Raw genomic sequence first — 13,703 nt, forward strand, 5'->3', positions numbered from 1 at the left:
CTACGCCCCCTCCCCTACCGCGGTCCGCTCAGGAAGGCCATATAGCTTCATCGCATTCGCATACTGAATTTTCTCCCGAAGCTCCTTGCGAATCGGCTGCAGCACCATCCGCGGATTGTCGAAGTCCCAATGAGGGAAATCCGAAGAGAACATGACCATGTCGTCACGTCCGATCATATCCAGGATCTGATTGAGCTCGCCGGGCCGGTGAGACTCTTCGATCGGCTGCGTGGTGAGCCGGATATGATCCTTGATATACTCCGAAGGAAGCCGTTTTAACCAAGGCGCCAGGTCGCGCAGCCCTTTATAATTTTTGTCCATCCGCCACATCAGGTGGGGCAACCAGGCGATCCCGCCTTCGATAGCCACGAATTTCAAGGCCGGATATTTCTCGAACACCCCTTCGCATACCAGGCTGTTGATATGAGCCATATAATTGGTCGGCAGGATATTGTGCCACTCCAGATAACTGCTCGGATGCCCGGACGGAGTAGGAGCACCGGATACGCCGCTGCCCTCCGTTCCCGGATGGACGGCGACGGGAAGTCCGTTGCGCTCCGCCGCCTCATAGATCGGATGAAATTCGCGCTTCCCGTACAATAGCCGGGAGCCGCTGCACATAATGACCTGCACCATGTCCGGATGGCTTCCGATCCGGTCGATCTCCCGGGCAGCCGCAGCCGGATCGGAATTGCAGACCAGAATGGAGCCCTTGAATCTCGGGCTGCTCTTCAGCCAGGTTTCGACTAACCAGTCATTGTACGCGCTAGCTATCGCCGTTCCGTAGTCGGGATTCGGATTCAGGGAGATCCCGAGCACTCCGGAACCGGTTAAAATGCCATATTCGATCCCATATCGGTCGAGGTGGTTCTTCAGCAGATCCGCAGGATCGCTGCCGGCTGGACCGCCGTTCTCGGTAACGGCATCCTTCCGCGTTACGCCTATCGGCGAATAATACCCTCCGCCGGATGCCCCCACTCCCGCATGGAGCCATTGATCATGCCACACTTTAGCCAGATAGGGCAGCAGATCCTGCTTGGAAGCCATTCCGTTGTGCACATCCGTGTCCACGATTCTCGCCTTCTCACTCATAGCCGTACCTCGGCCTCGATGGCCGCCGATTTATAAATCGCACTTAGAATCTTGATCATATCTACGCCGCTTGCCGGGTCGTTGATCGGTTCCGCCTGCCCTAACACGCAATCGATAAAATGATGGATGTTATGCATATGCGGGCTTTTCTCATCCTTGCCGAACCTCGGCACGATATCGCACAGCACCTGCTCGATCTCCGTCATCAGCTTCAGCTCGCCGTTCTTCAGGCTGCAGCCGGCCTTTGTCCCCCGCAGCTCCACGAACTTCAGCCCTTCCTCGACGTTGGAGGCCCAGCTGAATTCGATCTGCAGCGTAGCCCCGTTCTCGAAGCGGATGAATCCGGTCGCCAAGTCCTCGACGTCGAACACCCCGCCCTCTCTCGCGGTGCCGAACTTGCTGTCCGCCGTATCGGACAAGGTCGAATGGGCGAACTTCGTATAGGTCGCTCCGCTGACCGCGACCGGCCGCGGATTGCCCATCAGCCAGATCGCCAAGTCGATCATATGCACGCCGAGATCGATGAGCGGACCGCCGCCGGATAACGCCTTGTTCGTGAACCAACCCCCGCGGCCCGGAATGCCGCGCCGGCGGACCCAGCCGGTACGGCCGGTATAGATCTCGCCCATGGCGCCGCTCTCGATATAAGCCTTCAAGAATTTCGAGGCCGGCACGAACCGGTTGTTGCGCATGACCATCAGAAGCTTGCCCGATTGTTCGGCGGCATCGGCCATCCTCTGCGCCTCCAGGGGATCGATCGCATCCGGCTTTTCGCAGAACACGTGGAAGCCCCCCTCCAGCGCGGCAATCGACACCTCCGAATGGAAGAGGTTCGCCGTGCAAATATCGACGATGTCCAGCTCCTCGTTTGCTAACATTTCCCGATAATCCGTATACACGCGGGAAATGCCGTATTGGGCGGCCAGTTCCTCGGCCAGGCTTTTATTGAGGTCGCATAACGCCGTTATCTCCACAGCCGGATGCGAATTCCATGCCGGGGCATGCGAGCCGCGAAAAATGCCTCCCGTTCCTACTACGCCGACCTTCAATTTACTCATGTGCCACACGTTCCTTTCGTTCGTTTGAATTCGCGACATCCTCCAGTGGGGGCATCTGCTTCCCATATCGCGGCAAGTCCCGGCTTACGGGAGCCGCCCAGCGGATTCCGTTGGAGATCACACGCAGCACGTTAGGGTCGCGATAGGTAGGGTAAAGCTCGTGCCCCGGGCGGAAATAAAAAATTTTCCCCTGCCCCCGGTAGAAGCAGCAGCCGCTGCGGAACACGTTGCCACCCGCGAACCAGCTGGTCAAAACGACCTCATCCGGAGCCGGGATATCAAAAAATTCGCCGTACATTTCTTCCCGCTCCAGCTCGAAATAAGGGCCGACTCCTTCTACGATGGGATGGCCCGGCGCTACGACCCATAACCGCTCCTTTTCCCCGATGTCCCGGTAGAGCAATGCGCAGCTCGTGCCCATGAGCTTCTTGAACACCTTGGCGTAGTGGCTCGAATGCAGCGCGATCAAGCCCATGCCTCGCAGCACCCGCGCCGCCACCCTCTCTACGATCTCGTCCCTCACTTCCTTATGGGCCGTATGTCCCCACCAGACCAGCACGTCCGTCTGCTCCAGCACCTCTTCGGTCAAGCCGTGCTCCGGCTCATCCAGCGTCGCCGTGCGGATCTCGAAGCTCCCGGTTAACCCGTCCGCTATAGCCCGGTGCATCCCTTGCGGATAAATCTCTTGTACAACCGGCTTATTCCGCTCATGCCGATATTCGTTCCAGATGGTGACCCGAATCGTCCCGTCCATCCTCTTTTCCCCCTGTCCTTTACTTAGCCTTTAACAGCCCCTATTGTCATGCCTTTCACGAAATACTTTTGCAGGAAGGCGAATAAGAACATCACAGGCAGCGATGTCAACACCATCATGGCGTACATGATCGCGTCGGTCGGCACCTCGGAAGGATTCAACGGGTTGCCGCTTGGATCCACAACGGAGCTTCGCATCAATTCGATATAAGCGGTTATATTTTTCAAGATCAATTGGATCGGGTACTTGGAGCTGCTGTCGATATACAATATCGCGTGAAACGTTTCATTCCAGTAATTCAACGTCATCATCAAAGCGAGCGTAGCCAGAGCGGGTTTAGACAGCGGCAAGATGATGCTCCAATAGGTCCGCATGTCCGAAGCCCCGTCAATCTTGGCCGACTCCACTAGAGCAGACGGGATCTCCTGGAAAAATACGCGCAGCAGGAAGATGTGGAAGGGAGCCGCAATCACAGGCACGATCAAAGCGATCAAGCTGTCCTTCAAATGCAGGTATTGAACGACAAGGATGTACAAGGGGACCATCCCGCCACTGAAGATCATCGTCACGAAAATATAAAACGAGATGATCCCGCGGAACCGGAAATCGCGCCGCGCCAAAGGATAGGCGATCATGGATGTGACCAACAAATTCAATATTGTTCCGAACCCGACAATGATGAACGAATTTTTATAGCCGGTGAACAGCGTGAAAGGATCTTGGAAAATGTACTTGTATGCATCCAAAGAGAAGTCCTTGGGAATGATCCGGTAGCCGAAGGTTTGAATGGTCGACCCCTCTGTCACGGAAACCGAGATTGTCAAAATCATAGGCAGCAAACACATCGCGCAGAACAAAAGGAGACAAATGTGCGCCACCGTCTGCAAGGTATTGTTCGTTCGTTTCATCGCATCTGGCACCCCTTGTCCTAGAACAGTCCGTATTCTTTGTTAAAACGTTTGGCAAGCTGGTTCGTGCCGATGATCAGCAGGAACCCGACCACCGATTGGAAAACCCCCACCGCCGCGCTCATCCCGAAATCCCCGTGTACGGTCAATGCTCGGAATACATAAGTATCGAGAACGTCGGTGACCGGATAAAGCATACTGACATTCCGCGGCACGAAATAGAACAAGCCGAAATCCGCGTTCAGAATATGACCGATGGACAAAATGCTCAGCATGACGATCATGGGCATCAGGAAAGGAAGCGAGATGTGGCGGATCGATTGCAGCTTCGAGGCTCCGTCGATCTCGGCCGCTTCGAATTGCTCCCTCTCGATGCTCATCAAGGCGGAGTAGTAGATCAAGCTCCCGAAGCCCGTGCCCTTCCAGATGCCGACCAGCGGGAGGATGATCAGCCAATACCAGGGCTCAGAGTAAAAGGCGACCTCATGGCCCGTCACTTGCTTGATCAAGACGCTCAGCATTCCCGTCGATGGGTTCAACAGGGTCGTCAGCATCAGCCCCACCAGGACCCAAGAGAAAAAATAAGGGAAAAACATGACCGATTGGTACACCTTGAGCGCTTTTTTGCTGGTGATCTCATACAGCATCAGCGCGAAAAACACGCTCGCCAGCAGCTCCGTGACGATCAGGATGGCATTCAGTCCGATCGTGTTCCTCAGGATTTTCCAGGCATTGATGGATTTGAAGAAAAACTCGAAATTGGTGAAGCCGTTCCATTCGCTCCCGAGAATTCCCTTGATCGGCACGTAATCCTTGAAGGCGATGACGATACCGAACATGGGCAGATAGGAAAATATAAAAATTTTGATGATGGCCGGCAGCGACATAAAAATCAAATGCCGGTCTTCTTTGATGTGCTTCAGCTTGGTTCGGATTGCTTTTGCTTTCATAACCCTACGCTCCTGTTCCCCTCTACTGGTCTCGTTGTCGCGAATTCGCATCGCGTTCACTTCAACGGCTTAAGTATAGGCGGCAACAGCAGCCGAAAAATAGTTCAAATACGTCTAAACGGGCTTCAAAAACAGCGTTCCTGAGGTGCGCAGGCGTACATGTTCAGTTCGACGCGTGGGGAGGGTAGTCAGAGGGGTTCCGGCCGCTGTTGAAATCTTGTGATTCTGATTGGAAATGAGTTAAGGTTAGCACAAGATATCAAAGGCGGACACTTCGCTCCTCCACTCCCTCTGCCAGCCCTCTTCGGTTCTGCTTTGGTGCTTGACGCTACTTCTCCAAGATTTCCCACGTTCTGATTTCCCGCATATTCACCCATTCTTTTAACAAACTCATCCCCCGCTAATACCCGTAACAGGTTTGCTATTAACGAATATCCGTTTGTTATGCGGCCGTCCGCCGATTTCACCCGAAATATAGCAAACTTAAGTTTGTTATTAGCCAACTTTTGTTCTCTGGCCCTGTTTGCACCAACCTGCCATACTTGAAACGGATTACTTGAGCAACCTGCCATCTCATCCAACCTCATTCAACCTCATTCAACCTCATTCAACTCCCTCACACGGCCTCTCTCACGCCACAGCAGCATAGTCAACTAGAATTAGCGAATCAGAGTTAGTTAATAACAAACTTTTATTTGCCGATTTCTGCCCTGTACGCTGAACTCTCAGACATAACAAACCAATATCCGCAATTAACAAACTCGCAGCAGTTATTTACGGAACCTAAGTTTGTTATTGACACACAACTCCCCGTCCAAGTGTCGATTTTAGCAGAGTTAGTCCGTTTCGAGTACATGGCCTGCGGCGGGCGAGTGAGGGTAAAGTAGTTGTCACCCGTGGAACAACAAAAAAACCGCCAGAGTGCTGACGGTTCGTTCGAGCCGGTGCTTCGGAGCGGTCTGTGAGTTTCACTTCCCCTCCGTAAGGTGGAGGCTCCTGTATTCGTTCGGCGTGATGCCATTGTACTTCTTGAACAAGGTGTAGAAATAGTTGATGTTGACAAAGCCGCTTCGCTGCGCGATTTCCTGCACGGAGTACTCGGACCGCTCAAGCCACTCCTTGGCCCTCTCCATCCGATATCGGTTGATGTTGTCCCCCAGCGATTCTCCGGACGCTTTCTTGTACAATGTCCTCAAGTATTTGGCCGAGATGCCGAAGTGCTCCGCCATCAGCTCCGGGCTGAGGTTGGGGTTGGCGTATTCCTTCTCCAACAGCTCCGTGACATGATCCATGATTCCGCTGTAACGCTCTTGCCGTTTCACCGTCTCAAGCGATCGGGTCAGTAGCTCATAGATACCCTCGAACAGCTCCTGCACCTTGCCGGTAATCTCCTCTAGCGTCTCGTATTGCGTAATGCGATTGGCGATCTCGATAAAGGGGACATAATCGATTTCGTCGGCGAATACGCTGTTTTTCTTCAAGTATTCTTTCGTGGATAGGGCCAATTGAAGGATCGTCGTCTGCAGGGCTCTAATCGAGTATCCGCGCAAGCCGTCCATCAGGCGGGTGCAGCCGGCAAGCATGGCTTCCTTGTCGCCTGCCTTAAGCTGCTCCAGCAGCTCGGCCAGCAACGTTTCGGGAAACACGAATTCCTTTTTCTTCATCTCCTTGATACTGGAAACGTACAGCACCGACCTCGGTCCGTAAAACAAACGATAGTCCAGCGTCTCTTTGCCAAGGGCGACGCTCCCTGGAATTTCGGCGAACTCGTCCAGCCAATCGCCCAGCGCAACCGAAAGCGATACACCCAAAAATTGCTGGGCCTTCTCCTGGATTTCCTTGACCAGTCCCTCCATCTTGACTGTAAAGGCTTCGTCGTCGCCGGAGCTCAGGTTGAATAAAATGCCGAAGTATCCGTCTCCGAGCTCCACGGCTTCGTGCACGAGCTTCGGCCCCGTCAACTCGCCTATGATATTAATAAGGCCGTAGGAAAGTAAGGCCCGGTCCTCCAGTGAATACTTGAGGCAAAAGTCGGCATAGCGGTCGATTCGGAGGACAAGGGTCATGAAGCTCTGGTCCAGGTCGAAGACAATGCCATAGCGGGCAAAGCCTCGCTTCAACAGCCCCTCCTCCATTTCCCGTGTAGCCAACGTGCGCAGGTAACGCTGTTTTTTCTCGTAACCGGCGTCCTTCTCGGCTATATATTTTTTCTCCAGCTCCTTCATTCTCCGGTTGAAGAAGCCGTACACCGCCCTCGATAGGAACATAACGGCCAGTACGGACACGATGGTCACGAGCACGAAAATAACCAGCGTCACGAGCAGCAGCCGCTTCAGCTTGCCGGACACGGACTCATAAGGCGTGAAACGGATATATTTCCAGTCCAGAACCCCGGATTTTACATACGAAATCAGTACCTTTTTGTTCTCCATCGATTTCACGATAAAACCCGTTTGGCTGCTCCCCGTCAGGATCGAGGAGAAATCCATGTACCGATTGAGGTTGTCCAAATACTCGAACCGTTCGTTGCTCAGGGTGATCAACCCGCTGGAATCCACGATGACCGTCTCAACGCTCGTTTCCGGGTTCATGGACTCGATCGTATTCTTCATCCATTCCTGGGAGACATTCAGAATAATTGCGCTGTTGATCGTTTCTCTGTTGCCTTCCACGAACACGAACGAATAGACGTTGTCCATAAGCTGGAAACCGCCGACCGTGTTCGTGTAATTCACGGGGCTCGGGATTCTTCTCGCGAGCGGACGCAAGTTTTGCACTTGCCCTGCATTCAATCGGCTTATGATATCTTGGTCCGGAAAGGAAGAGAGCGGGAAAGCTTTGCCGTCGTAGTACACTTTCTCCGCCTTCTTGTTGTAGATGTAAATGGAATTTACAAGAGGCATATTAATGTTGACGATCCCTACCTGCCGCAGCAGGGAGGCCGCCTCCAGCTCTTCCAAATCCGTATAGTTCATGAGCGTCAATACTGCAGGGTTCAGATAAAGCTGCTGCAGCGTTTGCTTGGCTGCCTCGAACATGAAATTCGTGCTGTAGCTGATCTGGGACAATTCTTCCACCGTATGCTTCTGCACAAGGTTAACGGCATGGCGCTCGTAATTCACGTACATGGAGGAGGACATGGCGACATTCGTCGCCAGGACGACAATAACGAAGGATAGCAATATTTTCACATAGCTGGTCATGGCCAATCTCTTCTTGTGTCCTGCGAATGTAAACATTGCTGCCCCCTTCTTCCTGCGCACTTGCATTGCTGCCTAGTCATAATACGACAAGAAAGCTCCACAATGGAATGTGGAGACTGCCTTGCCCTATTGCTTTAGTATTCCCGTTTTATTTCTTCTGGGCGACAAAGGCATCGATTTGCTTTTGCTTCTCCGCCATCACTTTATCGATCCCGGCCGTCTTCAGCTTCGCCAAGAACTCGGTATATACCTTTTCTGTATCCGCTCTGTACATCCCCGTGTTGAAGTTCGCCTTGTATTCGTTAATGATCGCCGCGGTATTGGCAATTTCGGTCTTGACCGGATCCGGGCTGAAATTGAAGCCGTAGATCGTGGAGACGGTAGCCGAATCGTTCAGCGCCTTCGTCTGCACCCATACATCGTCCGTCTGCTCTCCCTTTACGAAGGAGTTGAACTGGTTGCCGTACATCCAGCCAGGTGCCGGACCATACTTGGAGGTAGGCAGGGATTCGATTCGGTTGTCACCGATCTTTTTGTAATCGATGCCTTCGAGGCCCCAGACAAACAGGTTGTACAGCTCCTTATCCGTGTTCAGCAGCTCGATGAACATCACGGCGCGTTCCGGATTCTTGGAGGTTGTGGAGACGGCCGTCATCGTAGCGATGGCATTAGGCGTCGTCAGCATCGCTTGGCCAAACGGAATCACGTATTGTTCGGCTTTGTACGTCGTCTTTAAGGATTCTTCTATGCCGGGCATCAACGTGGCGATCGCCGAAGCGGCGTATTTGGAGGAATCGAAGGTCGGTCGGGTCAAAGCGTCCTTGGCAATCAAACCTTTGGCTTGAAAATCTCTCATCGTCAGGATGAAGTCCTTGAATTCCGGCGTATCGTATTCATTAAATACCTTCGGGTTTTTCTCCGTCGATTTCACGATACCCGGCACGTCTGTTCCACCGATCGTTTCCCATTGATATTGGGGATAGAAGTAGCTGAACACGTGATTTTTCATTTGGGCGTTGTACAGCTGATCGGTTTTGTCCGCGGGCTCGCCCGCTTTGATTTTCTCCAGCAATGGAGTGAGGTCAGAGAGCTTCTTGACGGTTTTCGGATCGAAGCCATACTTGTCGGCCAACGGCTTGGAGAAGCTGACCCCGGTTTGGCGGGCGAAAATTTGCTGGTTGATGCTGGCGTAAATTTTGCCGTTCACCTTGGCCGCTTCCCAGAGCTGCGGCTTGAATTGGGCGTAGGTCTTCGGCGCATACTTCGGCAGCAGCGTCGTGAGATCCACGAAGGAGCCTTTGGCAGCGTTGTCATAATAGTTCAAGTAAGAAGGAGAAGTGAAAGCCAGATCAAATTCTTCCTGGGCATTAATCATGATCGTCATCTTCTGCGTGTAATCGCCGTTGTTCGGGATTTTCATAAAATCCACGGTTGCGTTCAGCTTCTCTTTGATGATCTTGTTCATCGCGTCATAGACGTCTTGATCCCCAGGTTTTGCCGCGCCGTAAAAATAGTACTTTAGCTTAACGGGCTTTAATTCCTCTTTCACGGCCGACGACGACTGCGGCGCCGATAGCGTTTCGGACTCTCCTTTCCCGCAACCGCTCAGGATTACGGAAGTCGCAAACGAGACTAGCAGGATGGAACGGAACGATTTGGTCAACATGGTGCTGCATACCCCTCTTCTCATAGTGTTGACTGCCTGACTTTACGGTTTCACTATAGAACGTCGAGATCGCCCGGGGAAACTGCAATATCGTCTGAAATCGCTATAATTTCGGCGTGACAACCGGAATGTTCCGAATTTGAAGCCGGCATGGATCGAAACTAAACAACCTCGCTCATACGAATTTGCTTGGAGGAACCTTGTAATGCTTCTTAAACGCCTTAGAAAAGGAGTAGGGATCCGGATACCCCAACAGAGCGCTGATTTGCTGGATGGAATAACGCCCGCTGTAGATCATTTCGCGCGCGCGGTTCATCCTGAGCTGATAAATGAATTGGCCCGGGGTAACGCCTAATGCTTGCTTGAAGTAGCGAATAAAATATTTCTCCGACATCCCGGCGACGTCGGCCAGCTCTTCGATCCGGATGGGCCGGTGCAGGTTGTTCCGTACATAATCAATGGTCGCCCGCAGCAGGAGCAGACGACCGGCATGGACCTGCCGCGCGCCATCGACCGCGAGCTCTCCCTTATATTCCCCGGCTCCATAAGCCTCCATGATACGGGCCATCAGCAACAGGAGGTAGCCCTTCAACCGCATCCCCGACATGCCGCTCGCATGTTGATGGGTTCGAAACAGATGCCGCAGCCGTTCCGTCTCCTCCTGGACAAGCCGTGCAGGCACTACGCCGCAAAGGGGAAACGAATCCAGAATCCGCTTCTGTTCCCCCAGCCCGAAGTCGAAGTGCATATAAATAAAACGGCACGGCGTCTCGCCGTTCGCTGCCGTGTACGCGAGATGCGGATAAAACAGCACCAAATCGCCGGGCAAAGCCGTGTGCATGTATTCCCCAACGCTCAATTGGACCGCTCCCTCCTCGATCAGCCACAGATCGTAGTTGAGATGCGACTTGCTCTCCATCCAACCGGCGGGATGAAGAACGGTATTACAGGAAGTAATGCGAAGCGTGACATGCTCCGACAGGTCATTGAAGAGATCCGTTCCATTCATCGCCATATCTCCATACTTTTATCCATTTCTTCTCCCAGACCGTAATAGATGCGGGAAGTGGAATATTCCATAATCGTACTATTTGACATCAAGTAGGAACTTTCCTGCATTTTCACTCCTCGGGGTTCTTTTATAATGAAGGCATACCCTTGATTGGAGGAGATTGTCTTGCGTGAACCGCTTATCCAGAAACCGAAGGTTGTCGTAATAGGAGCCGGAAGCTTGTTTTTCGGCCGCCAGTCCATCTGGCAGATGGTGCATTCCGAGTACTTGAACAAAGGTACGCTCGCTCTGGTCGACACGGATGAAGCCCGATTAAACAAAATGGTCACCTTAGCGCGAATGGTTGCCGCCGCGAACAACGTCGAATTGACCATAGAAGGCTCAACCGACCGCAGAGATGTCCTGAAAGGCGCAGACTTCGTCGTGCTCAGCTTCGCCGAAGATACCGTGAAATACCGGGGGATCGATTGCGCCGTTTCCGAAAAATACGGCATCCGCATGTGCTCGGGCGACACGATCGGACCTGGCGGCATATTCAGGGCCATGCGCGAGCTTCCGGTCATCATGGAGTGCGCCCGGGATATCGAAGCCTTGTGCCCTGACGCTTGGGTGATCAACTACATCAACCCTTCCGCCGTTCATGGCATGGCCCTGGGCCGCTACGCGCCCAAGCTGAAGAGCTTCGCCCTCTGCGACGGCCACCATATGCCGGGCAAAAAAATCAATTACGCCTGGCGGGCGGGGATCATCGCCGATCCTAGCGAATACAACGTGGAGGTGGACCGCAAGTTCGATCTTCAGATCGCCGGCGTCAATCACTTCACTTGGATGTTGAAGGCGGAATACGACGGGGCTGACGTCATGCCCCGTATCGCGGCATCCATGCAACAATCGGCCGAGACCGAAACCGCCGGCGGCGATACCGGCGCCAAGGCGAAATATAACGATGCCTTGAGCTACCAGCTGTACGACATTTATGGCTTCGTGCCTACCTGCACCCCCCATACAAAGGAATATTTGCGCTTCTGGCAAGGACTCGGCCGCACGCCGGACACCATTCCGCCTCTGTCAATCTGGGAAACGCAGCTGCGCTATATCCGACACGACGACATGTGGAAGCAGGTTGACGATTATATCGAAGGTCGGCTTCCGATCGATTCGTATATGAGCGCTTTCGGTCCGGATCATGCCACGGATATTATCGAGAATATGGTTGGGGGGCTGGGCAAGCCCTACTACATCAACACGTACAACCAAGGGGCCGTACCCAATATGAATGACGACGCGTTCCTCGAGCTGCTGTGCGAGGTGTCGATGGACGGCATTCGGCCTCTGCCGGTCAGCGATATGCCCCGAGGGCTCCGCGGTCTGCAGGAGCTCGTGCTCGATACGCACGAGCTGACGGCGGAGGCTGTGGTCGAAGGCAGCCGCGCGAAGCTGAGGCGCGCCATGCTGACCGACCCGCTGGTCAATTCGATTGCGGACGCGGATCGGATTATCGAGGAGCTGCTGGAGCTGGAGAGAGACGCGATCCCCGTGCACTGGTATAACGAGGCGATCGTTCGTTAACGGATACGGGCATAAAAAAATACCTCCGGAGCTAAAGAGCAGCTTCAGAGGTATTTTTTTATGCGTGCTGACGAATCGCTTCAACCGCCTGTTGAAAAAGCTTAGCTTGGTCCTTGTCTTGGAAAATCGGCGCTCCTCCGAATAGCTGAATCCCCCAAGAGGGGTTCCCCTCTGCAGCCGTCGCCTTCGCCGTTTCCTTCAAGCTGTCCGGGAAATCGAGCGCATCCAGGATCAACTGCACCTTGCGCTCTCTCGGCACGAATTCCGTCGATCGGCTCAGCCATTCGCTGCCCCAGCTTGGCGTCCTTCCGCTTTTGCGACAATAGATCAGCGGGGTAAACACGTCAATGGCTTCAGACAGTAGCGCGTAATCTTGGGCAAAAATGCGGCCCAGCGCTCCGTCGAACTCCTCCGGCGTCCAAGGGCACATATAAGCGCCCACGATGCAATCCGGCTGTTTGCTCCTGATCAGCCCGGCATAACGCAACGCCAAACCCGCCACCTTGCCGCATTTATGCGCTTGCCATTCCGACGCGTATCGGATCAGTATCTCGGTCGGAGAGGACGCATCGATGCCGGTGCTCCCGCAAAACTCCTCGATACACGATTCGCAGAAGCAGCTCTCCTGCAGATCGGGCTCCGGCGTCTCGAACCAACCGGCATATGTCAAATAATCGAGCCAAATGCCCTTTGGCCGGAATCGTTCCAAACCTTCGGTCAACTGCCGCTCGATATAAGCCAAGTGCTCCGTTTGCGAGAGACAAATGCCTTGGACGGACCGTCCGTACCGAATCGGCTGTCCGTCGGCGCCGACGGGGATCAGCTCCGGGTGCCGAGCGAAATCCGCTCGGAATGTTTTAAACTCAACGCACGCTTCCAGTCCCCGCTCTTCGCATGCCGCGAAGGCAAGCTCGTTAAAGCCGTGAAACCAGACCGCATTAACACCATAATCCCGGACATGCCACGGAAGCTCCGCGCTTCCGTAAGGACCGAACAACAAAGGCACCGTCATAGTCAACCTCCTCTAGCGCTAGAGACATTTCCCTACAAATATACCATATTGGCCGGCAAATGATTGCTTACTATTCAAACCCTTTCTCCGGTTGCTGATGCGCGTTCGTGCTCCTGCAGGAAATCACCTTATTTTCCCCGCCTGTTTTTCCGCTAAATGGAGATATACCTTACTTTCCCACACCCTGATTTTCCGCCCATTCACCCGTACAATAACAAACTTAGCCTCCGCTAATGCTCGCAGCAAGTTTGCTAATAACGAATATCCGTTAGTTATGCGGCTGTCCCCCGATTTCACCCGAAATATAACCAACTTTAGTTTGGTAATAGCCACCTTCCGTTCTCTGTCCCCTTTTGCACCAACCTGCCACACCTAAGACTGATTACTTGTCAACCTGTCCCCCCCTCCCCCCGAACGCCAAACAACCGCTGGATGCAGTCCGAAAAAGTCGGACTGCAAGGCGGTCCATAGGCGGATTA

At 53.5% G+C, this 13,703-nt stretch carries 10 protein-coding genes; 1 reads left to right on the forward strand and 9 read right to left on the reverse strand.

Annotated features, from left to right (window positions below; all coding sequences use genetic code 11):
* The 8 genes from PKO02S_RS01025 to PKO02S_RS01060 all read right to left on the reverse strand — a co-directional run bounded on the left by PKO02S_RS01025 (position 1) and on the right by PKO02S_RS01060 (position 10,640).
* Positions 1-1,092, reverse strand: a complete 1,092-nt coding sequence (locus tag PKO02S_RS01025; RefSeq protein WP_127579091.1) for an amidohydrolase family protein — start codon at positions 1,090-1,092, stop codon at positions 1-3.
* Positions 1,089-2,150 (reverse strand): Gfo/Idh/MocA family protein, encoded by a 1,062-nt coding sequence (locus tag PKO02S_RS01030; protein WP_127579093.1) that lies wholly within the window; start codon positions 2,148-2,150, stop codon positions 1,089-1,091. Before PKO02S_RS01030 ends, PKO02S_RS01025 begins: the two co-directional genes overlap by 4 nt.
* Entirely contained in the window at positions 2,143-2,904 is a 762-nt protein-coding gene (locus PKO02S_RS01035) for a ThuA domain-containing protein (protein WP_127579095.1), read from the reverse strand. The genes PKO02S_RS01030 and PKO02S_RS01035 overlap by 8 nt, the downstream gene beginning before the upstream one ends.
* Before the next feature lie 23 nt (positions 2,905-2,927).
* Entirely contained in the window at positions 2,928-3,812 is an 885-nt protein-coding gene (locus PKO02S_RS01040; protein ID WP_127579097.1) for a carbohydrate ABC transporter permease, read from the reverse strand.
* A gap of 20 nt (positions 3,813-3,832) precedes the next feature.
* Positions 3,833-4,762: an ABC transporter permease gene (locus PKO02S_RS01045; RefSeq protein ID WP_127579099.1), complete on the reverse strand. Its 930-nt coding sequence runs from the start codon at positions 4,760-4,762 to the stop codon at positions 3,833-3,835.
* A gap of 968 nt (positions 4,763-5,730) precedes the next feature.
* The gene (locus PKO02S_RS01050) at positions 5,731-8,001 is read right to left on the reverse strand and encodes an AraC family transcriptional regulator (RefSeq protein WP_164821226.1); all 2,271 of its coding nucleotides are present in this window, start codon (positions 7,999-8,001) and stop codon (positions 5,731-5,733) included.
* Between the two features lie 112 nt (positions 8,002-8,113).
* Entirely contained in the window at positions 8,114-9,631 is a 1,518-nt protein-coding gene (locus PKO02S_RS01055; RefSeq protein ID WP_164821227.1) for an ABC transporter substrate-binding protein, read from the reverse strand.
* A 175-nt stretch (positions 9,632-9,806) separates the two neighbouring features.
* Entirely contained in the window at positions 9,807-10,640 is an 834-nt protein-coding gene (locus PKO02S_RS01060; RefSeq protein ID WP_127579105.1) for an AraC family transcriptional regulator, read from the reverse strand.
* Between the two features lie 168 nt (positions 10,641-10,808).
* Between PKO02S_RS01060 and PKO02S_RS01065 the strand changes: the two genes are divergently transcribed.
* Complete coding sequence (locus tag PKO02S_RS01065; protein WP_246066776.1) at positions 10,809-12,212, forward strand: family 4 glycosyl hydrolase; 1,404 nt, start codon at positions 10,809-10,811, stop codon at positions 12,210-12,212.
* Between the two features lie 58 nt (positions 12,213-12,270).
* Here the strand turns inward: PKO02S_RS01065 and PKO02S_RS01070 are convergent, their stop codons facing one another.
* Positions 12,271-13,224: a hypothetical protein gene (locus PKO02S_RS01070; protein ID WP_127579107.1), complete on the reverse strand. Its 954-nt coding sequence runs from the start codon at positions 13,222-13,224 to the stop codon at positions 12,271-12,273.
* Positions 13,225-13,703: the final 479 nt, after the last annotated feature.

This window comes from Paenibacillus koleovorans NBRC 103111, from assembly GCF_004000845.1.
Classification (GTDB): Bacteria; Bacillota; Bacilli; order Paenibacillales; family NBRC-103111; genus Paenibacillus_AA; species Paenibacillus_AA koleovorans.

Bases quoted from the DNA above. Each gene is read 5' to 3' on its own strand.
- PKO02S_RS01045 (WP_127579099.1), bottom strand. From the start codon at position 4,762: ATGAAAGCAAAAGCAATCCGAACCAAGCTGAAGCACATCAAAGAAGAC.
- PKO02S_RS01050 (WP_164821226.1), bottom strand. From the start codon at position 8,001: ATGTTTACATTCGCAGGACACAAGAAGAGATTGGCCATGACCAGCTAT.
- PKO02S_RS01055 (WP_164821227.1), bottom strand. From the start codon at position 9,631: ATGTTGACCAAATCGTTCCGTTCCATCCTGCTAGTCTCGTTTGCGACT.
- PKO02S_RS01030 (WP_127579093.1), bottom strand. From the start codon at position 2,150: ATGAGTAAATTGAAGGTCGGCGTAGTAGGAACGGGAGGCATTTTTCGC.
- PKO02S_RS01060 (WP_127579105.1), bottom strand. From the start codon at position 10,640: ATGAATGGAACGGATCTCTTCAATGACCTGTCGGAGCATGTCACGCTT.
- PKO02S_RS01040 (WP_127579097.1), bottom strand. From the start codon at position 3,812: ATGAAACGAACGAACAATACCTTGCAGACGGTGGCGCACATTTGTCTC.
- PKO02S_RS01035 (WP_127579095.1), bottom strand. From the start codon at position 2,904: ATGGACGGGACGATTCGGGTCACCATCTGGAACGAATATCGGCATGAG.
- PKO02S_RS01025 (WP_127579091.1), bottom strand. From the start codon at position 1,092: ATGAGTGAGAAGGCGAGAATCGTGGACACGGATGTGCACAACGGAATG.
- PKO02S_RS01070 (WP_127579107.1), bottom strand. From the start codon at position 13,224: ATGACGGTGCCTTTGTTGTTCGGTCCTTACGGAAGCGCGGAGCTTCCG.